This is a genomic window from Enterococcus sp. AZ179 (assembly GCF_050498885.1).
GTDB lineage: Bacteria > Bacillota > Bacilli > Lactobacillales > Enterococcaceae > Enterococcus_D > Enterococcus_D entomosocium.
Window position 1 is genome coordinate 212,692 of the sequence record NZ_JBMHEO010000001.1, and the last position, 23,756, is coordinate 236,447.

General features: G+C 42.9%; 19 protein-coding genes. 7 read left to right on the forward strand and 12 right to left on the reverse strand.

All coding sequences use genetic code 11. The annotated features are described in order from the left end of the window. Positions 1 to 89 precede the first annotated feature (89 nt). From IGI88_RS00945 to sfsA, 4 genes are all read right to left on the reverse strand, one after another. Positions 90 to 2,804: a sigma 54-interacting transcriptional regulator gene (locus IGI88_RS00945; RefSeq protein WP_301389321.1), complete on the reverse strand. Its 2,715-nt coding sequence runs from the start codon at positions 2,802 to 2,804 to the stop codon at positions 90 to 92. A gap of 66 nt (positions 2,805 to 2,870) precedes the next feature. Beyond that, on the reverse strand, positions 2,871 to 4,145 hold the full coding sequence (locus IGI88_RS00950) for a DEAD/DEAH box helicase (protein WP_008381137.1): 1,275 nt from the start codon (positions 4,143 to 4,145) through the stop codon (positions 2,871 to 2,873). A 14-nt stretch (positions 4,146 to 4,159) separates the two neighbouring features. Next, the gene (locus IGI88_RS00955; RefSeq protein ID WP_061053924.1) at positions 4,160 to 5,161 is read right to left on the reverse strand and encodes a Gfo/Idh/MocA family protein; all 1,002 of its coding nucleotides are present in this window, start codon (positions 5,159 to 5,161) and stop codon (positions 4,160 to 4,162) included. 18 nt (positions 5,162 to 5,179) lie between these two features. Then, the gene (sfsA, locus tag IGI88_RS00960; protein ID WP_005236955.1) at positions 5,180 to 5,905 is read right to left on the reverse strand and encodes a DNA/RNA nuclease SfsA; all 726 of its coding nucleotides are present in this window, start codon (positions 5,903 to 5,905) and stop codon (positions 5,180 to 5,182) included. 182 nt (positions 5,906 to 6,087) lie between these two features. Here sfsA and IGI88_RS00965 point away from each other — a divergent pair, with 182 nt between their 5' ends. From IGI88_RS00965 to IGI88_RS00975, 3 genes are all read left to right on the forward strand, one after another. Next, positions 6,088 to 6,432 (forward strand): DUF4828 domain-containing protein, encoded by a 345-nt coding sequence (locus IGI88_RS00965; protein ID WP_008381130.1) that lies wholly within the window; start codon positions 6,088 to 6,090, stop codon positions 6,430 to 6,432. A gap of 214 nt (positions 6,433 to 6,646) precedes the next feature. Beyond that, on the forward strand, positions 6,647 to 6,811 hold the full coding sequence (locus IGI88_RS00970) for a hypothetical protein (RefSeq protein ID WP_008381128.1): 165 nt from the start codon (positions 6,647 to 6,649) through the stop codon (positions 6,809 to 6,811). Positions 6,812 to 7,052: 241 nt separating this feature from the next. Further along, positions 7,053 to 8,387 carry a serine hydrolase gene (locus IGI88_RS00975; RefSeq protein ID WP_016621251.1) on the forward strand — a complete coding sequence of 445 codons (1,335 nt, stop codon included), beginning with the start codon at positions 7,053 to 7,055 and terminating at the stop codon, positions 8,385 to 8,387. Positions 8,388 to 8,444: 57 nt separating this feature from the next. Here the strand turns inward: IGI88_RS00975 and IGI88_RS00980 are convergent, their stop codons facing one another. Beyond that, on the reverse strand, positions 8,445 to 8,957 hold the full coding sequence (locus tag IGI88_RS00980; protein ID WP_086317016.1) for a GyrI-like domain-containing protein: 513 nt from the start codon (positions 8,955 to 8,957) through the stop codon (positions 8,445 to 8,447). A 124-nt stretch (positions 8,958 to 9,081) separates the two neighbouring features. Between IGI88_RS00980 and IGI88_RS00985 the strand changes: the two genes are divergently transcribed. After that, complete coding sequence (locus IGI88_RS00985; RefSeq protein ID WP_016621250.1) at positions 9,082 to 10,281, forward strand: YdcF family protein; 1,200 nt, start codon at positions 9,082 to 9,084, stop codon at positions 10,279 to 10,281. 48 nt (positions 10,282 to 10,329) lie between these two features. Here the strand turns inward: IGI88_RS00985 and IGI88_RS00990 are convergent, their stop codons facing one another. Next, positions 10,330 to 10,839, reverse strand: coding sequence for an HD domain-containing protein (locus IGI88_RS00990; RefSeq protein WP_005236965.1), 510 nt, complete (start codon positions 10,837 to 10,839; stop codon positions 10,330 to 10,332). Positions 10,840 to 10,963: 124 nt separating this feature from the next. Beyond that, on the reverse strand, positions 10,964 to 11,725 hold the full coding sequence (locus tag IGI88_RS00995) for a TrmH family RNA methyltransferase (RefSeq protein WP_429960113.1): 762 nt from the start codon (positions 11,723 to 11,725) through the stop codon (positions 10,964 to 10,966). Positions 11,726 to 11,820: 95 nt separating this feature from the next. Between IGI88_RS00995 and IGI88_RS01000 the strand changes: the two genes are divergently transcribed. From IGI88_RS01000 to IGI88_RS01010, 3 genes are all read left to right on the forward strand, one after another. Further along, the gene (locus tag IGI88_RS01000) at positions 11,821 to 12,099 is read left to right on the forward strand and encodes an acylphosphatase (protein WP_005236969.1); all 279 of its coding nucleotides are present in this window, start codon (positions 11,821 to 11,823) and stop codon (positions 12,097 to 12,099) included. 124 nt (positions 12,100 to 12,223) lie between these two features. After that, positions 12,224 to 13,150 (forward strand): membrane protein insertase YidC, encoded by a 927-nt coding sequence (yidC, locus tag IGI88_RS01005; RefSeq protein ID WP_086299625.1) that lies wholly within the window; start codon positions 12,224 to 12,226, stop codon positions 13,148 to 13,150. A 109-nt stretch (positions 13,151 to 13,259) separates the two neighbouring features. Continuing rightward, positions 13,260 to 14,201: an AEC family transporter gene (locus IGI88_RS01010; protein ID WP_034872197.1), complete on the forward strand. Its 942-nt coding sequence runs from the start codon at positions 13,260 to 13,262 to the stop codon at positions 14,199 to 14,201. A 284-nt stretch (positions 14,202 to 14,485) separates the two neighbouring features. Here the strand turns inward: IGI88_RS01010 and IGI88_RS01015 are convergent, their stop codons facing one another. The 5 genes from IGI88_RS01015 to IGI88_RS01035 all read right to left on the reverse strand — a co-directional run bounded on the left by IGI88_RS01015 (position 14,486) and on the right by IGI88_RS01035 (position 23,745). After that, positions 14,486 to 18,835, reverse strand: a complete 4,350-nt coding sequence (locus IGI88_RS01015; RefSeq protein ID WP_301389315.1) for a PolC-type DNA polymerase III — start codon at positions 18,833 to 18,835, stop codon at positions 14,486 to 14,488. Positions 18,836 to 18,943: 108 nt separating this feature from the next. Next, positions 18,944 to 20,653, reverse strand: a complete 1,710-nt coding sequence (locus tag IGI88_RS01020) for a proline--tRNA ligase (RefSeq protein ID WP_429960114.1) — start codon at positions 20,651 to 20,653, stop codon at positions 18,944 to 18,946. A 69-nt stretch (positions 20,654 to 20,722) separates the two neighbouring features. Beyond that, positions 20,723 to 21,991 carry an RIP metalloprotease RseP gene (gene rseP, locus IGI88_RS01025; RefSeq protein ID WP_005236991.1) on the reverse strand — a complete coding sequence of 423 codons (1,269 nt, stop codon included), beginning with the start codon at positions 21,989 to 21,991 and terminating at the stop codon, positions 20,723 to 20,725. A 150-nt stretch (positions 21,992 to 22,141) separates the two neighbouring features. Further along, positions 22,142 to 22,948, reverse strand: coding sequence for a phosphatidate cytidylyltransferase (locus tag IGI88_RS01030; RefSeq protein ID WP_005236992.1), 807 nt, complete (start codon positions 22,946 to 22,948; stop codon positions 22,142 to 22,144). Continuing rightward, positions 22,945 to 23,745 (reverse strand): isoprenyl transferase, encoded by an 801-nt coding sequence (locus IGI88_RS01035; protein ID WP_429960115.1) that lies wholly within the window; start codon positions 23,743 to 23,745, stop codon positions 22,945 to 22,947. The genes IGI88_RS01030 and IGI88_RS01035 overlap by 4 nt, the downstream gene beginning before the upstream one ends. Positions 23,746 to 23,756 lie beyond the last annotated feature (11 nt).

The window sequence follows — 23,756 nt, forward strand, 5'->3', positions numbered from 1 at the left end:
CAAAAAGCGTGCCAAAAAAAAATAAGTTCAGACCTTTATTTATCAATGGTCTGAACCAATTTCTCGTTTACACACTCGCAGTTTTTTCATTACACACTAAAATTGTGTGCGGATTCATCATAATTTTTGATTTTGTTTTCTAAAAACATTTGGGTTAAATAGGCGATCTCATCTTCAGAAAATTTGATTTGATAATTTTTTTCAATTTGTAATAAATGGGTTCGTAAAACATCCATTTCAATTCGGTACCGTTTTTGAAAAGTAGCTAAGTTGACGAAAGTACGGGAAGGCTCCTTCTTCAATAAACTTTCTACCAAAAAGGCTAAATGAATGACTAATCCTGCATCGACGGTTGGTTCTACAATCACATGCAATTGATTTTGAATCTGATGAACGATTCGTTGCAGGCTTTCGATCAGATGATAGACGGACCCAACATGAGTTATCGTATTTTCCAATGAACGCACGATCTTTTCGATCGGCACTTCATCTGAAGCGATTCGTTTTAGCACATTCAAGCGATTGTCATCAAAAACATCATAGGCGGAGAAAAACGGAATGTTTTGATAATCGATCTCGACGGTGCCAGCAATAGCTTTGATCTCATATTCTTCTAGCAAGCCGTCAATATGTTTTTTGAAGGTTTCTTTTTCAATAAATTGCATTTGGATGATCTCGACTTTTGATTGATCGACGACGGGATAAATTCGTTGATAAAGTTTGGCAGCGACACCTTCCCCAGTAAAGCAAGTAACGATGACTGCCTTTTTATTTCCTTTTGCTTCACGAACCGTACGGAACTGTTCTTGTACGATGGTTTCAAAAGAACGCTGAATGTTTTGGTAGATATCTTCTAAACTGCGCCCACTCTCTGCCATCCGCAAAGCTTCTAAAACAATCATCGTGCTGACCATCGAAATAGCTTTCGTACGAATCCCCGTCTCTTCGGAAATCAAATTCGCAAATGAATTGAGGGAGCCCATATCGGTTAAAAGCAATAAGCCATTGCTCATCTTCTCTTTGTTTTCATCGATATAATTCAACAGCTGGTCATACATTTGCCCGACTTCCATATCCAAAGACATATTCATTGCCTTGCCATGGTCGGTCTCCAGCAGCTCTTGGGCTGTCTCCAACATACTGCTGGCAGTTGCCTTGCCATGCATCAAGACAATGATCTCGATTTTTTCAAGGGGCAATGGCGAAGGCTGTTTGACTTGAATCGCTAAAAACATACTGATAAAGCCGATTTCATCAAATGGGATCTCGACATGACGTTCCTCTTCAATGATCGTCGATAAATCCATTGCCACTTGAAATTCGGATTTTAAGTTTTTTCTAATCGTGTTCAAATCCGGATGAACGATCATATGTCCCTCTTTAACACGTTCCAGCGTACTTTGCAAATGCAACGCAAAGGCAAAACGGGCTTTTTCACTATAAGTTCGATCTAACCTCTGACCTGCCAAGTCATAAAGAACATTGGTCAGTTTCCAAATGTCTTCTGGAATCAACTCTTTATGAACAGGGTTTTGGATCAATTCTTCGACATATTTTTCAAAGTAGGCATCCACATCCTTAGAGATCAAGTTTTCTAAATCAACATTGGCTACACCGGTTTCAATCAGTGTGCTGACTTTTTCTTCGATCTCATTGTACACCTGCATATTCCGTTGCGGATCACGAGACCAGACAACATCTGGGTCGCCGGGTTCGAAACTCAGAAAGTCGCCTTTGCCATCTAAAAACCGATCCAAGCGTTCTGACATTTCTTTGATCTTCAACAGCCCTTTTTGAACTTGCAGTGAGCAATCGCCTTTTCGAATCAGGAGGTGTTTTTTCCCATAGGTCCGATAATGTAAGAATGCCTTCGCACAGACGAGTTTCAGGTCTCGCTTGATTTGACCGATGTTGCCTTCTGCATCATAGAGCATAAAGGCCAATATCGCATCTCGCTCGACATCGATCCGCTGATTTAGACGGGTCGCCTCTTGCTTGATAAACAAGGAAATGATTTCATACCGTTCATCTAGCGAACGACTTTCCACATTTGGCAAAGTAATAGCCATGGGAATTCGCCGATTGAAGGTCGTCAAAAAGGTTTCTGATGATTCAGTGGTGGCACCAATGATCTGCACGGCGGCTTCATGAACTTGGTTGCTTTCCCCTAATGGGCGGTAGATCCCTTTGTCAATGAAGGTAAAGAGCATTTCTTGGCCTTCTGGCGGCAGTCGATGGATCTCATCCAAGAACAATATGCCGCCATCGGCTTTTGCCATAAGTCCTGGACTATCTTCTGCAGCACCTGTGTAGGCCCCTTTTTTGATGCCAAAGATGTGACCAAACAACAACTGCGGATTTTGTGCATAATCCGCACAATTAAACGATACGAAAGGAGCATCTTTTTCTAACATATTTGATTCAACCGCAAAGTGATACATACATTCGGCAAATAAGGATTTACCGGTACCTGTCTCTCCAAAAATAATGGTATGGAGTCCTCTAGGCGGATATAAAATTGCTGCTTTGGCTTGCTGGATACTTACTTTTAAAGAAGCTTGAACCCCAACAAGACTTTCAAAACTCACTTCAGAGGAAACATCCACATGCACCGTTTCTTCTAATGGCTCATAAACGACCGGACGGCCGGAACGTTTGCCGATTTTCTTTTCTTTATAAAGCTCACTGAGATAACGGCTTGCATTGCTGCGATCGATTTGTAAGATTTTAGCGACGTCAACTGCGGTCAACCCTTGCTTATGCAGTTCGATCGTTTGAAAAATCTCTTCTTTTCGCGAATTCATTCGATAGCCTCCTCATTTTTTTACACACTAATAATAAACAACGTTAATGGTAACACAAAAAGACGCTCAATGGCGTCTTTTTCCTTTGTCTTTTTGCTTTTTCGTCTTTTTCTTGGTCTTTTTAACAGGAGTGTGTAATTTTTCAGATGTTTTCTTGGAAATTTTCTGCACACTTACTATTTTCGTTTCTTTCTTGCTTTCCTTTTCGATAACAGGTGCTTCTGTGTGTAATTGTCCCCCATGCAGATAGACTTCCTTGAGTTCTATGGACAATTGATTCGCGATTTTTTTCAAATCCTTCAACGAATGGTCTTGAACGATCGTGACGACGGTTCCTTCTTTGCCCATTCGTCCAACACGTCCTGCCCGGTGCAGATAGGATTCTTTTTCTAACGGGACTTCCGTATTGATGACATAAGGCAAATCCACCACATCTAAGCCGCGAGAGGCGACATCGGTCGTCAATAATTCTACTAGTTTTCCTTGACGGAAGCTCTCCAGTGCGCCTTTTCGGGCAAGTTTGTTTTGGTCAGATGCTAATGATGCCACCGGCAAGCCGTGAAACAGCAGTTTTTCTTCTGCATTTCCCATTGCGCTTAATTCATTGAAGAAAACCAAGGCTTGAAAGCTTGGTAAATGAGCAAAGCGCCTTAAAGCATCCACGATTCGTCGTTGCGGATAATTCAAATAGTAGTGATGGATCACGCCTTTGCTCTGATCTTCTTGGGTAACATCAATGATCAGCGGCTCTTTTGTCACCAATGGTCGAATCTCATCAATCACTTCGTTAGCGGTTGCTGAAAAGAAACTACGCTGGATTTGTTTTGGCAATGTTTGATTGATCTTGGCAGCCAGTGTGAAGGCCCCTTCTTTCAATAATTGGTCAACCTCATCTAATACCAACGATTGCAACTGCTGGGTCTTGATTTTTTTTGCTTTGATCAATTCTAACACTCGGCCTGGGGTGCCAATCAAGACCTCGGGCTTGTCTTTCAGTTTTTCCACTTGGCGTTTTGTACTTGCGCCACCAATTAGCGGCAGAACGGTCAAACCAATGGCTTGGGCCCATTCCCGGGCCACTTCTGTGACTTGCATCGCTAATTCTTGTGAAGAAGTCAAAATCAGCAACTGATTACCTTGCTTTGCCTCGACTTTTGTTAACAGTGGCAAGAGGTACGCCAAAGTTTTACCAGAACCGGTCGGTGAGACTCCAATGACAGACTCACCATCTTTTAAAGGGCCAAAGGTTTTCTCTTGGATCAAGGACGGTGCGTGATACCCTGCCGCCTGCCATTTTTCCTGCCAGATGTCTGGCAATTGTGTCAATTCAAATACTGTCATAAATGTTCCATTCCTTATTTTTTATCTGCATCAAAAATGATGCCTGCTTGTTTACGCATAAGAGCGATGGTTTCATTGACACTGCGAGCAAGTTCCACCCATTCCTCATACCGCTGTCCTTGTTGGGGATCATTTTTGTTTTCGATGATGTCTGCAAAGTCTTGTGCTTCTTCGATCATCGGGTTTTCTAAAGCACTTACTGCTAATGCCTGGGTTTGTTTTGTTTTTCGCTCATAAAACGCGGCTTCTTCGATGGCATTGACGGCATTTAGGTCTAATGTACCGTCTTCAAAATAGATTTCTGAACGCAACTCTGAATCAGCAATTTTTCCTGTTTGGATTGTGACATCAAAGTCAGCATAGCGCAACACTGCGGTCCCGATACCATCTACACCAGTCGGTAATTTACGAGCAAAATAATGAACATCTTGCGGTTTGCCAAACCAAGCGACCGCCGCATAAATCGGATAGACGCCCAAATCCGCTAAGGCACCGCCAGAAAAATGTGGAGAAAAAATATTTGGTTCCTCCCCAGCTAGTACAGCGTCATAACGAGACGAATATTTCATATAAGAAAAGGTCGCCCCAAGAATGGCACCGCGTGTCGGTAAGAATTCGGCTACAGTAGAAAAACTTGCTTCATGGATGTTGCGAGCTGCTTCAAAGAATAATACCTGTTGCTGATTTGCCAATTCGATGATCTCCGCCATTTCCTCAGGCGTTGAAAAGGCTGGCTTCTCCACAATGACATTTTTTCCTGCTAAAATACCTTGCTTGGCTTGTTCAAAGTGCAAACTATTCGGAGACGCGATGTAGACCGTGTCCATATGAGCTAAGCCAAAAAAAGTGTCCAGATCGGTCGCATACTCGATGTCCCCATATTTTTCTCCAAAACGTTGTGCCGTTGCTAACTTTCTTGAGTATACGGCAACCAATTGATAGCGTTTGGTTTCGTGGGCTGCTTGTACAAATTGATCGGTGATCCAATTTGTGCCGATAATTCCTAAATGAATCATGTTTTTTCCTTCTTTCTTCTATAGATTAGGGTCGTCAAAGACGACATTCAAATCAAAAGGGATTGGTTCTTTGACCGTGATCATCCCTTGGTTTACTTGGCAATTATAGGCAAACACTTCGACACCCTTGCTTTGCGCTTCAGCGATTTTAGTGGCCAGATCCGGTTGCATCTGTCGATGGATCGTGGCGATTTGCACCGCTTCAAATTGGATCATAAACAAAACCGCCGCATAATAGCCAGCTTCTTTGGCATGGATCAATTCATTGACGTGTTTCAAGCCACGAATGGTTGGTGCATCTGGAAAAGCACCGACTTGCTTGTTTTCAAGGGTCATTCCCTTGATTTCTAAAAAGCCTTTTTCTTGTTCATCTGTTTCAAAATAAAGGTCGAATTTTGATGTCCTATAGACAACTTCCCTTCGCAAAAGCGCGATTCTCCCTTTGATATTTGGCAACTGGATCGTGCCATCCAAGAGGCCTTCATAGCCTAAACGATTCGGTACTTGACTATCGATGTTGATCCATTGGTCTTGTTTCTTGACTGAGATCAAGTCGTAATTGGTTTTGCGTTTCGGATTGTCCCAATATTGCAGGGTAACAAGCGCACCTTTGTGCAAGAGCTCTTTTCCTCGTCCGGTATTTTTTACATGGACGATTACTTCTTGACCGTCAACGAGACATCGGGCAATGAACCGGTTGTCTCGCACGAGAAACGTGGCTAAAAGGGTATTCGGATAATTCATTTTCTCACCTGCTCTTTTGAATCATAGCATATTTTGATAAAAACTTCTAAACTTCAAACTAAAGTACCATGCTTTTTTACCTTCTCATGGTATACTTATGGCAATTATTTTCTAGTGCGAAAAAGTGGACACCTGTCCACAAGGCACAACTTGATGAATCGTAAATGATAGGACGTGTATAAATGAAGAAAAGGTCTATTTTGATTGGTTTATCTCTTGCAACGGGCGTGGTCAGCTCCTTGCTGTTGCGAAAAGAAAAACAAAAAAATGAGAATCGCCAGAATTTCATTGGTAATTGGCGTTTTACTTCCAAGACAAAAGAAGATGTCACGATAGAAATAGCCAATGATTATTCGTTGACCATCGAAGGCAAGCCTTTGACTGCTTCCATCGTTGAATTGACTCCGATGCGGTTAGTTTTACTGGACACATTTGGCTATCATTTAGTTCTTGAACAAAAAGGCTCCGTCATTACTTTATATGATGAAGCTGAAGATTGCCACTATTCTTTGACAAAAATCATCTAAAATCGCTGAGAAAGACAAGTTCATGTTTTCTTCACATTTTCTTCGGTCAATTCTCAGACTTTTTATCAGCATTTCTTGGCAATCCATGCTATCATTAACTTAACAAGTGGTTGAACAAGGTGTTCCGTTGAGTGATGTTTGATCGTTCATAGATTAAGGTGTAGGTTCGATTCCTACCTTCCACATTTATTTTAAATAGAAAGAAGGGATTTTTATGTTAACGACCTTTATTTCACTCTTTTCCATCTTTGCTTTAGCTGCATTGTTAGCTGGGACATTCTTTTTAGCAAAATTGGCTATGCAACAAGAAACGAAGGCGGTGAAAGTTCCCGTCAGAGTCCAAAACCAAAACCCGAGAATCCATTCCAATCGTCGCTAAGTGAATCAGTTTGACCCTAGGTCAATTCACAAAAACTTGCCTTCTATTTTATAGGAAGGTAAGTTTTTTTGTTAGCTATTATTTACAGTAAACAACCTTAGTCACGTAACGTCTCAGTTTGTCTACTGAGGGATCGGTCTTACGCAATTAAATGCTAAGTTTTCTCTTAGAGTATTGCAACGGTGGATACTCTTTGTTAAAATTTTTGCTTAGATACAACTTTAAAGGAGCTACTACATATATGCAGAAAATAACCAAGTTCGGGTATTCCATCGTTGCTGCTTTGGCAATCCTCTTTGCTGCTGCCGGCTTACCCGTCGTTTCGTATGCTGATGATACAGCTATGAGCGCCGAAGAGATCCAAGATTTTTCAGTCGATGCAAAAGCCGCTTACTCCATTGATTTTGACACAGGCAAAGTGTTGTATGATCAAGATGGTGAGACCGCCATGGGCATCGCCTCCATCACCAAGATCATCAGTCTCTACCTTGTAGCTGAGCAAGTAGAGCAAGGAACCATCGCTTGGGATGATCCTGTCCCTATTTCAGATTATGCCGCGAATCTCAGCGTGTCGCCAAACTTATCGAATGTCCCTTTGCATCAAGACGTTACCTATACAGTAAAAGATTTGTATGATGCCAGTTATATCCAATCTGCAAATGCTGCAATCGTAGCGCTCGCGGAGCTGATTGCTGGGTCTGAAAGTGCCTTTGTTGATCAAATGCAAGAAAAAGTGCAATCATGGGGCATTACCGATGCAAAGATCGTTAATGCTTCTGGCTTGAACAATACTTATTTAGGGGACAATATCTATCCCGGGTCAACTTCCACTGACGAAAACGAACTATCCGCAAAAGATGTCGCCCTGATTGCTCGCCATTTGCTGCAAGACTTTCCAGACGTTTTAGAAGTAACAAGTCTTTCCACCAAACAATTTGGCGAAGGTTCCTATTCGCCTGTCGAGATGGTCAATTGGAACTGGATGCTTCCAGGCTTTACGAATACTAAAGATGGGGTTGACGGTCTTAAGACTGGTACGACAGATATGGCAGGCGCCTGCTTTGTCGGAACCGCCGTCAAGGATGGTCAACGAATTATCACCGTCGTGCTAAACGTCAATGGTCATGCGGAAAATCCAAGCGTACGTTTTATCGAAACAGGTCGGTTGATGGACTACTCCTTCGATGCTTGGGAACAAGTAGAAATTCTACCAGAAAATGCACAGTTAGAAGATACACAGACGGTGGCAGTCAAAGATGGGAAAGAATTGAGTGTTCCCGTTGCCTTAAATCAAGGTTTGACCTTATGGGTACGTGGAGATATGGATGCAACAGCCTTTGAAACAACCATTGACTTTAATGAGCATTATCGTGATTCTGCCCTGCAAGCGCCATTGACTGAGGGCACAGAAGTCGGTACTGTAAGTGCTTCGATTCCAGCTGATACGCTTGGTTATATTGATGCTTCTGATCATGACGAAACTGCAGGATTGGTCACAACACAAACGGTAGAAAAAGCCAACATCTTTGTTCGTGCTTGGCGCGGTGTGTCTACCTTTTTCGAGAATCTTTTTTAATCCAAACCAAAGAAAAAATCTGTCCTGAGCAAAGATTGCTTCTCGGACAGATTTTTTTTATTCTACCGTTTCCACCGTTGCTGCTGCCAAAGGCTCAACAGGGAAAAACAATTCAACTTCCCCTTCTTTAAAATGAGGAAGATATCTTTCTTGGATCGCTGCTGACAAGTGGACGTTATTTTCTGGTAAAACTTCGATCAACATTTTTTCAGTCATCATGGTCAAGTTTTTTTCATCCGTTTTTACAACGAGATAGGTCATTGCGGGCATTTCCCAACGAACCCAACCGACGGGAGGAAAATTTTCTGTATGGACTTGAACGCCTGCCAAATAACGGCCGGTTTCTTGCCAAGGCTCTAACCAATTAGTGCCATCACTCATTAAGCCCCAAAATTCCAGTTCTTCTGCCTTTTGATCGCTCACTAGAAATTCGATCTCTTCAAAATCCTTTGTTGCAAGTTCCCATAGCGCTGGTACCCAAGAAGCTCCTTCTTCCGCTAATCCCTTGCCTTCTTTTCCGATCACATAAAAAGCGGGCCGTTCAACGCGAATCACTTCACCTAATTGCATGTTCCTTCCTCCTTCTTTTCTTCATTTTAGCGAATTGCAAGAAATTCAGCAACTTTGACCTTAGCAACAAGCAATTTTTGTCATTTTTCGGTATACTAGGTGTATCGTTAAAGGAGTGAAAAACATGGATTTTACGCAATTGCTGATTTTTGCCATCAGCTATTTGACGGGTGTGATCGTCGTTCAAAAGTGGCGCAAGAATAAAGATGAGCCAGATATTTTCTTTTTTGAGTGCTGTTGGACGATTTTAGCCCTGCTGATTTATTTAGCCGTCTCAGAATTACGGACAGGCAGTTTCTTTATTCTAATACCAGTCGCCTTCGCCGGCCTTTTTTTATTTTCTTATCGGCGCAACAAGCACCGACTCGTAAATGGCTTGCTCTTTAATTTGTTTGTCTTAGCATTTGGTGGCTACCTAGTCATTAATCTATACCGAACACAAGATATTCTTGTAGGTGGTCTATTGGCTGTTTTGCTAGCGATCTTCTTCGCTGTATTATTATTCGGCTTAGCCATTCTCGTGGTCTTTCTTTACTGGAATTCCATTATTGTTTTACGAAGAGAGTCGCGATCAATCGCCAATCTATTGACCCTGATCTTAGCAGTGGTTTTGACCGTTTTATTATTTTCAGATACCCTTTTGCACTTTTTCCCGGATTGGATCCGAACCTTATTCGGCGTTGTTCCCCTAAGTCTGATGTATCTATTTGTGGTCTTTTTGAACTTTTTATCGATTTCAGTCATTTATCAGTTCAATCATCCTCGTTACAATCAAGATTTTATCATCGTCTTAGGAGCAGGTCTTTTGAATGGCACCACGGTCTCCCCTTTATTGGCCAAGCGTATCAATAAAGCAATCTCGTTCTACGAAGCGCAATTTAAAGCGAAAAAAACCGCTCCTCGGTTACTGATGTCAGGCGGCCAAGGAAGCGATGAAAAGCTGCCAGAAGCTGTCGCGATGAAAGAATATGCAGTTGCGCAAGGAGTGCCCGAAGGAGAGATTTTAGTAGAAACAAATTCCACGACTACTTATGAAAACATGAAGTTTTCGAAAGAAATCATGGATTCCTTAAAGCCAAATGGCTACAAAGTTATTTTTTCCTCCAACAATTACCATATTTTTCGTGCCGGTCTCTATGCAGATCAAGCACAACTTAAAGCGGATGGTATCGGAGCACCCACCGCCTTTTACTATTTACCAAATGCCTTCTTACGAGAATTCGTAGCGATCCTTTTTATGCACAAAAGACGACACTTAACGGTATTGATCACCTTACTGATCCTTTATGTAGGCGCAGCGATCCTCCAACTTATTTTTGGCTAAGCAAACAAAAAAAGTTCTTTGAACCGGCTGGTTCGAAGAACTTTTTTCTTATTGAATCGTACGATGTTTCTTCCAGAAACGTTGTTGCCATTTTTCTTTCATACTTTCTGTAAGTGGTTCTGATGCTTCTTTGATCGCACAATATTTGTCAACCATTGTGACAATATAGCTTTCTTTATAACGTGGCGGCGCAATCGTTGCTCCCCACATATGTTTCAAGATGATATCTTTTTCTAGATCACTTAGTTCAGTGATTTTTTCAGCATTTTTTACTGCAATTCGTGGATGCATATACGCATGGGTACCTTCATCAAACTTTGTGGTACGCCAGTCATAGTAGAATAAATCATGAAGGAGTCCTGCACGAGCTGTTGCACGAGCATCGCCGCCCCATTTCTTGGCCAATTTGTAACTATAATAAGAGACGCTGATCGAATGTTCCAAACGTGTGGAGTTCATATGCTGCACAAAGTTGGCTAATTTTTTTACAGCTTCTGTTTCTAACAGGTCAGCCACGTAAGACATATATTCGCTATCTTCTTGCCATTTTTCTGTCATAAATTTTTGTCTGCCACCTTTTTTTGATCTGCTTGATTGTTACAAGACAAAGTATAGCACCTATTCATCGAAGATTCTAGGTGAGGTGCAATAGATTCAAATAGTTTAACAGTTCCTTAAAAATCTAACTGACAGAAAAATACATCAAAATTCCGGCTGCAATGGCGACGTTCAATGATTCCGCCTGACCATAGATGGGAATATACACATTTTTGTCAGTCAAAGCCAACAGTTCTGGGTGGACCCCTTGTCCCTCGTTACCTAAAATGAAGGCAGCTGTTTGTTCTTTAGGAAGCTCGGTATAAGGAACGGCTTTTTTATTTAATTCGGTGCCATAAATCGTCACGCCAGCTGAGCGTAGCTGCTTTAGAAATGGCGGGATCGCTCCTTCTAAAATCGGTAAATGATAGTTGCTTCCTTGCATGCTGCGCAAGACTTTTGTGCTGTAAAGATCTGCTGTTCCTTCGCCGAGAAACACCCCGCTAAATCCAGCAGCATCCGCTGTTCGAATCATGGTACCAACGTTCCCGGGATCTTGCACATTATCTAAAATCAACCAATTACCCGTCAGTGTCTGTAAGTTTTGCTCTTGCTTTTCCACCACGGCAAAAATTCCTTGTGGTGTTGGTAAATCAGAAAGCATCGCTGCGATCTCCTCTGTGATCAAATAGCTTTCTTCCTGATAATCATCGAGCTGCCCGTTGGCTTCGCTTAACCCTCGCGGTGTCACCAACAACGCTTTGATAGGTACTTTGGCCTGCAGCGCTTCTTGCACTAAATGCCAGCCATCGATCAAATACGTATTGGTCTGTGTACGGTGTTTTTTTTGTGTTAGTTTTTTGATTTCCTTGATAAAGGTATTTTTTTTCGATTGAATTTCTTTCATGTGGTCACCTCAATTTATTATAGCATGAGTCAATCGATCTAACTTGTTCTTTTACTGAAAAAACGCTATCATTATAAGCAGAGGAGGGATTGTCCATGAAGAAACTACGAATCCATGTTCAAGGGCGTGTCCAAGGTGTCGGCTTTCGTTATACCACGAAAATGCTTGCCGATCAGTTAGGGGTCACAGGATCTGTAAAAAATGAGGCAGATGGTTCTGTTTCGATTGAAGCGATGGGAGATGAAAAAATCATCGATGCCTTTGTTGCCGGAGTGAAAGATTCTCCTTCTCCCGCTGGAAAAGTGAACCAAATCGACATCCAACCAGATGATACCATTAAAGAACGTACTAGCTTTGACGTAGTCTATTATTGATAATTGAATGTTTTCTAAGTCGAAAGATTGATTTTTCAATGAATTTCTCTTTGTACATTGAAATAGTCGGTCTTTTTTAGTATAGTTATTTTTGTCTAAATTTATTGTGAAGAGGAAGAATAGAATGTCTAAAATGAATAAATGGCTGCTTTCATCAGGATTATTTGGCCTGTTATTAGCATTATCAGGCTGTGTCAGTACCAATGCTGATGGTACGCCGAAAGAAACAGGAATGATTTATCGCTTTTTGGTGAAACCTTTAGGTGATATGATCACGATGCTCGTTGAAAACTTCAACTGGTCTTACGGCTGGGCGATCATCGCCGTAACGATCGTTGTCCGCGTCATTATCTTACCATTAGGGATCCATCAGTCTCGAAAAACGATGATTCAAAGTGAAAAAATGCAGTTTCTGAAACCTCAAGTGGATATTGCGCAAGCCAATTTGAAGAAAGCAACCACTCGGGAAGAACAAATGCAAGCGCAAGCGGAGATGCAAAAAATCTATTCTGAAAACAACGTCAGTATGTTTGGCGGTATCGGTTGTTTGCCTTTACTGATTCAGATGCCGATCTTCTCTGCCCTCTACTTCACCGCCCGTTACACACAAGGAATCCAAAACTCTGAGTTCTTTGGCGTATCATTAGGTGACCCAAGCATCCTCTTTGTGGCGATTGCTGGTATTTCCTACCTGGCACAAGGATACATCTCAACCATTGGGATTCCGGAAGAACAGAAAAAAACGATGAAAACCATGTTGATCGTTTCTCCATTGATGATCGTTTTCATGTCAATGAGTGCACCAGCTGGTGTGACACTTTATTGGGTAGTCGGTGGGGTCTTCAGTTGTATCCAAACATTTATCACGAATGTCATCATGAAACCAAAAATTCGTGCCCAAGTCGAAGCAGAAATGAAAGCCAATCCGCCAAAAACGGTGGTTACGCCTCGCAAAGATGTAACTCCTGAAAAAACAGAAGCTGTCAAAAAAGCGTTGAACACGACAAAGCCTAGTGGAAAAGGTCGTAACGCAGGCAAGCAGCAACGTTAGTAATTCTTGACCAAATCGCTCAATGAGTGGTTTGGTTTTTTGTTGTTTTCAAATGGGAATCAGTTGCTTCTTCTTCTGCCTTTCGCTATAGTAAATGAGAGGTGAGCACATGTTTCAAGCATATATCAATATTTTTGTCATTTTCAGTCTCATGTTTATCGGTTATTGGTTGTCTTACAAACAATGGTTTTCTAATCGAACCGCCGATACGTTTTCAAAATTGGTATTAAATGTCTCATTACCAGCCAATATGTTTTTAACGATTATTAAAAACTTTACGAAAGATGAATTTCTTTCATTGGTTTCGGGGATGATCATCCCATTACTTTCCATGATGATCACTTACTTCGCTGGTTATTTATGGCGACGTTTCGCGCAAGTTGAAGCCAAACACCAAGGCGCATTTTCCGCCATGTTTACCTTTTCCAATACGATCTTCATCGGCTTACCGATCAATTTAGCTATTTTTGGTGAAAAAGCTGTTCCTTATGTGTTGTTGTACTATATTGTAAATACGACATTATTTTGGACCATCGGTATTTTTGAGTTAGCAAAAGACAATCCTGATTTTGGTGAAGCCCGGATTTCCTTTCATCCATTGGTCATGCTAAAAAAGATTTTTTCACCAGCCTTGATTGGTTTCATCATCGGTTTGATCTGGATGCTATTCACCTTACCGCTGCCCTCATTTGTTGATGGCCTTGGAAGCTATCTAGCAGATTTGACGACACCCTTATCAATGTTTATTATCGGAATCATCGTCTACTTTGGGGGACTCAAAAATTTGCGAATGACGAAAGACATTGTCGGTGTCTTGTTTGGTCGTTTCGTTCTTTCGCCCCTCGTTGTGTGGCTGTTAAGCAGAATCATCCCTGTTCCTGAATTGATGCTTTCTGTGTTTATTATTCAAGCCTCTATGCCCGTCCAAAACTCTGTCCCGATCCTTGTACGAAACTACCAAGGGGATGAAGAGTTTGCAACTTCATGTTTAGGCTATTCCGTCTTACTGTACATGGTGTATTTGCCTGTTTTGCTTTTTTTCTTTTTTTAGCTATTTAACGAACTTTGTCGAAAAATACTCGTTACCAAAGGCATTCACTTCTTTCGGTAACGAGTATTTTTCTCCTCTTTGTATGGTAAAGGTTCGATTGATTCGCTACCAAGGCTGGCCCCTATGATTTCCCACAATAGACCACGATCTTTCTGATTTTCGTCAGATTGTGGCTGCTTAGATCGATTTCACAAACAAGACAAAAAAGCACATCATGCAGAAACTAGCTATACTAGCCATTATGATGATGTGCTTTTTTTTATCTTAAGTGAACAGCCGGTGGTTTACAACATATCAAACAACGACAACTGATTTTCATCAGGTAAATCTTTTAGAACACCGTTATCCGTCATGTATTCAATCAAAGTCTTAGAAACTTTCCCGCGATTGGCGAGATCTTCTTTCGATAAGAAAGGACCATTTTTCCGTGCTTCCACGATTTGTTTCGCTACGTTTAGTCCCAAACTCGGCACTGCTCGAAATGGTGCGATCAATTTTTTTCCGTCGATCACGAAGTTTTCCGCATCCGATTTATACAGATCGATCATCCCAAATTCATAACCGCGCTCTAACATTTCATTGGCTAACTCCAGAACGGTTAACAGATTCTTTTCTTTCGTTGACGCATCCAATCCTTTGTCAGTGATTTCTTGCATCCGTTCTTTTACGGCGTCTTTTCCTTTTGACATGGCAATCAAATCAAAATCATCCGCCCGGACAGAGAAATAAGCACAGTAATAGAGAATTGGGAAGTACACTTTAAAGTAAGCCACCCGCAACGCCATCAAAACATACGCCGCCGCATGGGCTTTCGGGAACATGTACTTGATCTTCGAACAAGAATCGATATACCATTCAGGGACATTGTTCTCCCGCATCGCTTGCAAGTAAGTGTCCCGCAAGTCGTCAGGGATCTTGTTCCATTGCCCTTTACGAACCGTCTCCATGATTTTAAAGGCCATCCCGTCATCTAAGCCAGCATGGATCAAGTACACCATGATATCATCCCGACAGCCGATTACTTCTGCTAGACTGGCATCTCCGCGACGAATCAGTTCTTCGGCATTACCCAACCATACATCGGTACCATGGGAAAGACCAGAGATCTGCAAGAGCTCTGCAAACGTCGATGGATGGGTTTGATCCAACATCCCCCGCACAAATCGGGTCCCAAATTCTGGGATGCCTAATGTACCTGTTTTGGAGTAGATCTGCTCTTCAGTCACACCTAGCACGTCCGTACCACCAAAAATACGCATCACTTCCGGATCATCCGTGGGGATCGTTTTAGGATCGATTCCTGATAAATCCTGCAGCATCCGAATCACCGTTGGGTCATCGTGTCCCAGGATATCCAGTTTTAAAATATTGTCATGAATGGAATGGAAATCAAAGTGGGTCGTTTTCCATTCTGAATTTTGATCATCTGCTGGGTATTGAATCGGCGTGAAATCATAGACATCCATATAGTCTGGAATAACGATGATTCCCCCCGGATGCTGACCAGTTGTCCGTTTGACGCCAGTTGCACCCTTAGCCAATCGATCGACTTCAGCTGCTCGATAATGGAGATTATGATCGCGCTCAAAGCCTTTTACGAAACCGAAGGCTGTTTTATCGGCTACTGTACCGATCGTTCCGGCACGATAGACATATTCTTCGCCGAAGAGCACTTTCGTATAGTTATGGGCCTCTGGCTGATATTCCCCAGAGAAGTTCAAATCGATATCGGGGACTTTATCGCCATGGAAACCAAGGAAGGTTTCAAAAGGAATATCATGGCCATCTTTGTTCAGACGTGTGCCGCATTTTGGACATTTTTTCTCTGGCATATCATAACCAGAACCATACGAGCCGTCTTCGTAAAACTCAGAATACTGGCAATCGGGACAATAATAATGAGGGGCTAATGGATTGACCTCAGTGATCCCAGTCATCGTTGCTACGAAACTAGAACCGACTGATCCCCGTGACCCTACTAAGTAGCCGTCTTGATTGCTTTTATGAACCAGTTTTTGTGAGATCAAATAGATCACGGAAAACCCATTCCCAATGATCGAATCAAGCTCTTTTTTCAAACGTTTTTCCACAATTTCTGGTAATGGATCACCGTATAGCTCTTTGGCACGGTTGTAACTCAAGTCGGTGATCTCTTGTTCAGATCCGGGAATCTTTGGTGTATACAGATCATCTTTTACCGGAATGACTTTTTCACAGAGATCAGCGATTTTATTTGGGTTCGTCACCACAATTTCTTTCGCTACTTCCGGTCCTAAAAACTGAAAAGCGGTCAGCATCTCATCGGTTGTTCGGAAGTGTACATCCGGTAAACTATGTCGATTCAAGGGATTGGCGCCCCCCATCGAATTGATCAAGACCTTACGATAAATGGCATCTTCTTCGTTCAGGTAGTGGGCATTCCCAGTAGCAACAACGATTTTCCCTAACTCCTCACCCATTTGGATCAAATTCCGAATAATGTCTTCTAGGTCTTTTTCGCTTTTCACGAGCTCCGTTTCTAGGAGATGGGCATAAACTGCTTTGGGCATGACTTCGATATAGTCATAAAACTTAGCAAGTTCCCGCGCTGCATCAACCCCTTTTTGCATCATTGCGACAAAGACTTCCCCTTTATCACAAGCGGTTCCGACTAACAATCCTTCCCGCAATTTCACCAATTCTGAGCGCGGGATCCGCGGGACTTTATCATGGAAGTACTTCACATTCGACATCGAGATCAGCTTGAATAAATTCTTCAATCCCGCCTGTGTTCGGGCTAAGATCGTGGCATGGAAAGGCCGAGCTGCTTTATAGGAGTTCTCGCCCCCAACGTGTCGGTTCAAATCTTCGTGCAGCAGCATGTCATGTTTTTCCATCGCTTCTTTGACAAAGATCCACGCTAAATGACCGGTTGCCTCGGCATCGTAGATCGCTCGGTGATGTTGCTCCAAACTAACGCCGAATTTTTTGGAAAGGACACCTAAACCGAATCGCTTAAACTCTGGATACAAATAACGAGCGAGTTCCAATGTATCAATGACGGGATTTTCTGCTTCTGGAATACCGTATTTTCGATAACTTGTATTTAAGAAGCCCATATCAAATGACGCATTGTGGGCAACTAGAATGGCTCCTTCAGAAAACTCACGGAACAAACGTAAGACTTCTTCTTCCGATTTTGACCCCCGAACCATTTCATCGGTGATCCCCGTCAATTCTACGGTCGTTCGTGATAAAGGATGGCCAGGATCGATGAATTCATCAAAGGAGCCTTCCACGTTGCCTTTATGCATCCGCACAGCGGCCAATTCAATGATGGTGTCGTACACTGCAGACAATCCGGTGGTCTCCACGTCAAACACGATATAAGTGGCATCAGTCAGTGGGACAGGCTTCGGATTATAGGCAACCGCTACCCCGTCATCCACGATATTGGCTTCCACACCGTAAAGAATTTTTACCCCAGCTTTTTCTCCGGCGTGATGGGCATCAGGAAACCCTTGTGCGCCACCATGATCGGTGATCGCAATCGCCTTATGGCCCCACTTGCCAGCTTGAGCGACAAAGTCTGCCACATTGTTGGTTGCATCCATCGTACTCATATTGGAATGCAGGTGAAGTTCGACCCGTTTTTCGCCTTCAGGTGCATAATCTTTGCGGGCCTCGTGTTTGACTTCCAGCAAATCTTGCGCATTCATAACGAGATCTCGCATAAAAGTATCTTCTTGAACACTACCACGCACTTTGACCCAACTACCTTTAGCAATGGCATCAAAGACTTGTTCATCTTTTTCATTATTGGAGAATTTTTTCACACTAAACGACGACGTATAGTCGGTGATTTTCAAAATCAAAATCTTCCGTTTTGAACGCAATTCTCGAACTTCTTTATCAAAGACATACCCTTGGATCGTAACTCTGCGTTCTTCCTCAATGATATTGATCATCGGTGTCACAGGTTCATCGGCAGGAATATTACGTCCCAAGGCAATTGGTCCGTCAAATTCGACGGTTTTTACTTCTTTTTTGCGTTGCTCGTGGGCCATTAAGTTCTCAGCGGCTTGCAATTGGAAGGCTGCCGTTTGTTCTTCTTTTCGTGCTTCAAGTTCTTTCAAGGCTGCCTCAGCCTGTTCTTTGTCTAACTGCGGCAAGATCCGAAATTTTTGAAACCCGAAAGTCCCATAATTTTCCTCAATGATCGGTAAGTACTGTTGCTGCAAAATCGTGATGACCGCATCATTGTTGACGGGTAAAATCACTTTGTTCTCTTGAATCATAGGTATTTGATTTTTGATCACTTGATGAACTAACGGCCGATCACAATTTTGATTGGCTAACGCTAATGGCCAGTATTCTTGAATGAACTGCTCATCAAAGGAACCATCTTGAGCTTCAATGACAATGCGAACTTCCGCGATTTCTTTAAACGCTAGTTCAATGTGTTGTTTAAAGGATTGATACACCATCACCGGTAATAAACGTTCAAATTGGAAATAAAACGTCCACGCTTTTGATTGTCGATGCACGGTTACTTGTCTGATTTGGGCAGTTTGCATCAATGGATGCTGCCGAAGATTTGGGGCAGCTGCAATTTGGTCTAATAATATCTCAAAGGTCTCTCTTTCTTTTGACAATTGAAGATCCTCCTTTTCTCAGTACTCACTAGTATACCTCTTTTTGTCTTCACTTTCATTAAAAAATCGAGAAAGGAATTCCTCTCTCGATCTACCATTTGTTCCGATTTATTCTTGGTTGGCTAATAAAATCGTCAAGGTCGAAGCGACTTCTTCTTTCCTCACTTCAACGGTTGCGCCAGTATGCTTGATTTTGATCTCCACGATGCCTTCTACGGCTTTTTTACCGATGGTCAAGCGAATCGGACAACCAATCAAATCGGCATCTGCAAATTTGACCCCTGCACGTTCATTGCGGTCATCCACCAATACTTGATAGCCGACTTGGTTCATCATTTCTTCTACTTCTTCACTTAAGGCATTTTGATAGCTATCTTCAATCGACGTTTGGATGATATGCACATCAAATGGGGCAATTTCTTGGGGCCAATCGATCCCAAACTCATTGCCGTATTGTTCGACGATTGTTGAAAGCAGCCGAGAAACGCCCAGACCATAACAGCCCATGATGATTGGTTGTTCATCGCCATTTTCATCGACAACCGTCGCTTCTTGGGCCTCGCTGTACTTGGTTCCTAACTTGAAGATATGCCCAACTTCGATTCCTCGCGTAAAGGTTAAGGTTCCTTTTCCATCTGGGGAAGGATCGCCTTCTTGAACCAAGCGAAAATCGGCAAAGGCTAGTGGTTGAAAATCACGGCCTACATTTGCATTGAGAAAATAGCTCTGTTTTTCTGCAGCTGGTACGATCAGATTCGCCATATCTTGGACATGCTGATCCGCATACAATTGGATCAAATCAGCAAGCTCAATGGGGCTGCGAAGTTGTGTGTCACTGGTCAGATAGGACTCGGCTTCTTCAGCAGTCAGGACCTTCACTTGATCAGCCGCTAAAAAATGCTTGATTTTTGTTTCATTGAGACTGTGATCACCTCGAAGCAATACCATAATGACTTGCTCGTCAACGAGCAGCAAAAATACTTGAACGATTTTTTGCAAATCCGTATCGTGTGTTTTCGCCAGTTCCTCTAACGATAATGATTCTTTATGAACGACTTTTTGTAACTCTAAGTAGGTCTCATGAGATTTTTTAGCGATATACTGACTAGTTGCTAGTTTCCAATTGGCGACATAGTCGCTTTCAGTCGAATAACAGATCAGCTCTTCGCCGATTCCAGACAATGCCAAAAACTCTTTTGAATCTCGGCCACCCATCAAGCCATTATCCCCGACCACTGCCCGATACTCGATCCCACAGCGTTTCAATATGGCATGGTAAGCCATTTCGTAGCGATTATAGGTTTGATCTAAGCTGGCTTCATCGGCGTGAAAAGAATAGCCATCTTGCATGATAAATTCACGGCTGCGAATCAATCCAAAACGCGGCCGCTGTTCGTCCCGATATTTCGTTTGGATCTGATATAAGCTCAAAGGCAGTCGCTTATAAGACGTGATCTCGTTTTTGATCAATGTCGTGAACGGCTCTTCGTGAGTGGGCCCTAAAACGATCTCTCGTTCGTTTCGATCTGTCAACCGATACAAAGACTCACCATACAGTGAGGCCCGTCCAGACTCCTTCCATGGTTCATACGGAAGCAAAGAAGGCATCGCCATCTCCACAGCATCGATTTCTGCCAGCTCCTCACGAATGACCCGTTTGATCTTTTCTAACACCCTTTGTGCTAATGGCAAGTAGACATAGATGCCTGCCGCCACTTGTCGAATATACCCTGCCCTAACTAACAGTTGATGACTTAACGTCTCCGCATCGCTGGGGGTTTCCCTCAATGTCGGAATCAAACATTTTGACTGTTTCATTTTTTTCTCCTTTGCTACAAAAAATCATGTTCACCCGATCAACAATTGATTTGCTTGTGCGTCTTATTTTTAAAAGAAGAAACGTTGGATATCATTCCAGGTAACGAGAACCATCAGCAGCATCAAAAACCCAAACCCAATCAGGGTAATGATGCCTTCTTTTTCTTGACTGATTGGCTTGCCTCGCACACCTTCTAAAATATTTAAAACCAGTTTCCCACCATCTAATCCAGGAATCGGCAATAAATTAAAGATCCCCAAATTGATGGAAATCATCGCCATCATGGCGATCACCGTTGTGACACCTTGCGATGCGGCTTGAGAAGACAGTTGGAAAATCGCTACCGGTCCGCCCAATTTATTGATATCTGGTTGGGCGATCAAGTTGCCGACTGCTCTAAAAATAACCAGCGAATTGTCAATGGTCGTTTGTAAGCCACCCAGTAAGATGTCTCCGATCCCAGTTTTTAACGAAGCCGTGATCCCTAAGAAACCGATCGTGGTCTCCCCTGATTCTTGACTCGCAGGAGTTGCTGTCAAATCAAGTGTTTCCGCTCCTCGTTTGACTTCTAGAGTAATCTGAGTAGCTGGGTACTTTTGGATCTCTGTCGTCAATTCTGACCAGTTGGAAACATCGACGCCTTCAACTGCTAGGATTTCGTCGCCATTTTGCAGCCCGGCTTCAGCAGCCGGGGTTCCTGCTTCGATTCCTGTCACGACGGTTGCATCTTGATTCGCGACACCACCTTGCGCAAACACCAACCCAGTGAATAAAACCAAGGATAAAATAAAGTTATTCATCGGTCCTGCAAAATTCGTCAGCATTCGTTGCCACAGCTTTGCAGACTGGAATTGAACGTCTTTTGGTGCGATCCGAACTTCAACGCCATCTTCATGAATGATCGTTGCGTCATGATCCACAGCGTACGTAACCGCTTCTTGTTCATTGCCGTTGATGAAGCCAGTGATCGTCAACTTCTCCTCCAAGTCAAAGTCGGTCACTTCCATGGGGATCGCTTGCGGCAATTGGATCTTTTTGCTTGTATTGATTTTGGTGACTTTGCCAGTTGCATCTTGAACCAAGGAGACTGGCATGCCAGGCGTTAATTCGGTCTCATCTTCGCCCCAGCCTGCCATTTGGACATACCCGCCTAATGGCAGCATCCGAATCGTGTAGGTCGTCCCATCTTTCGCTTGATGCGCGAACAATTTAGGCCCCATACCGATGGCAAACTCTCTTACTAAAATACCTGCCCGTTTTGCAAAGAAGTAGTGTCCAAATTCGTGAATCACTACCACCACGGAAAAGATAATGATAAATACAAGTATCGTTTTCATGCTCGTTCCTCTCTTTCACAGCATCCCTCTCATTCAGGGCAGCCTTTCCTTATTTTATCACACCGGTTCCCGTTGAGGAACTCACATTCCCGTTGTAACAAGAATTTAAAAAAAGAAGCGCAAGCCAAGCCTGCACTTCTTAAAAATTTTCTAAAAGACACCGAATAAATACATGATTGGAAACACAAACAACATGCTGTCGAAGCGATCTAAGATTCCTCCGTGACCTGGCAGGATATTCCCTGAATCCTTCACGCCATAGTGACGTTTGATCGCGGATTCCACTAAATCACCAAATTGCCCAGCGATCGAAAAGAGGACCGTCAATAAAATCATGATGGCACTACCGTGTCCAAAATAATCTTTCCCAGGAAATGCTAATAGATACAAACCAGCTACGACCACCGCAGCAGCAATCCCGCCTAGGGCCCCTTCGATGGTTTTATTAGGAGAAATCTCCGGCCATAATTTTCGTTGGCCGTAACGCCGTCCCACCATGTAAGCCCCAATATCCGTTGCCCACACGATAAACAGCCCGAAAACTAAAACAACTAATCCATCCGTTGCTGACCGTGCCGTCAAGAAACGTTCAAACCCGACACCGGTATATAAGCTAACGATCACCGGAAACCCAGCTTCATCGATGGTATACGTATTTTTCGAAATAACCGCGATCCCTAGTAACAAAAGAACGATCAGATAGTACAAGGCACTTTTATCTGTCCCCTCTGGCAAAAAGAAAAACCAGCGTTCTTGAGGCAAAACTAAGATCACCGCTCCGAGGATTGAAAGAATTCCTTCAAAACTGAAAATAGCTAGTCCTTTCATCCGAAATAATTCATAAACACCAATTCCTGCCATTGCTGCTGCCAGCAATTCGACGGCAATGCCGCCAACATAAATAATTGGCAGGAAAAAGGCTAATGCGACGACCGCAGTGATTACACGTTGTCTCACTCTTCTTCCTCCTCTGTTTTCAAACCGCCAAAACGCCGGTTTCGTTGTTGAAAGCTCCCAATCGCGTCCTCTAATAACGCAGCATCGAAATCAGGCCAGAGCGCCTTCGTAAAGAATAACTCGCTGTATGCAATCTGCCATAACAAGAAATTACTGACACGTTCCTCACCACTCGTTCGAATCACCAATTCAGGATCCCACAAAGGGCTTGGTAAAAAACCAGTCATCAAATGCGTCCCCAGCATGTCTTCCGTGAGCTCTGGTAGGGCTTCGCCGGAAGCCGAGAGTTCTTCATAAAGCGCTTGGACAGCTGTCAAAATTTCTGCGCGGCTGCCATAATTCAAAGCAAAATTCAAGATCATTCCCGTATTGTCTTTGGTTTGGTCGATCGCTCGCTTGACCGCTTCTTGCGTGTGTAGGGGTAAAGAATCCGTGAACCCCATCACTTTGACTTGAACATTTTCTTTGATTAGCTCAGGAACAAAGGTGTCGAAAAAGTCGACTGGTAGTTGCATCAAAAAGTCTACTTCCTCGTTCGGCCGTTTCCAATTCTCTGTCGAAAATGCATAAAGCGTCAATACCTTCACACCTAAGTGTGAAGCGTGTTTCGTGATTTTCTTTACCGTCTCCATGCCTTCTTTGTGGCCAGCTACTCTTGGCAAGCGCCGATTTTGCGCCCATCTGCCGTTACCATCCATAATGATCGCGATGTGTTGGGGAATCGGCAGTGATGGATCAAATTCATGTTCAGCCGCTTCTTTGATATATTTGTCTTTTTGTGGAAAAAAACGCAGCATCGTATTCGCTC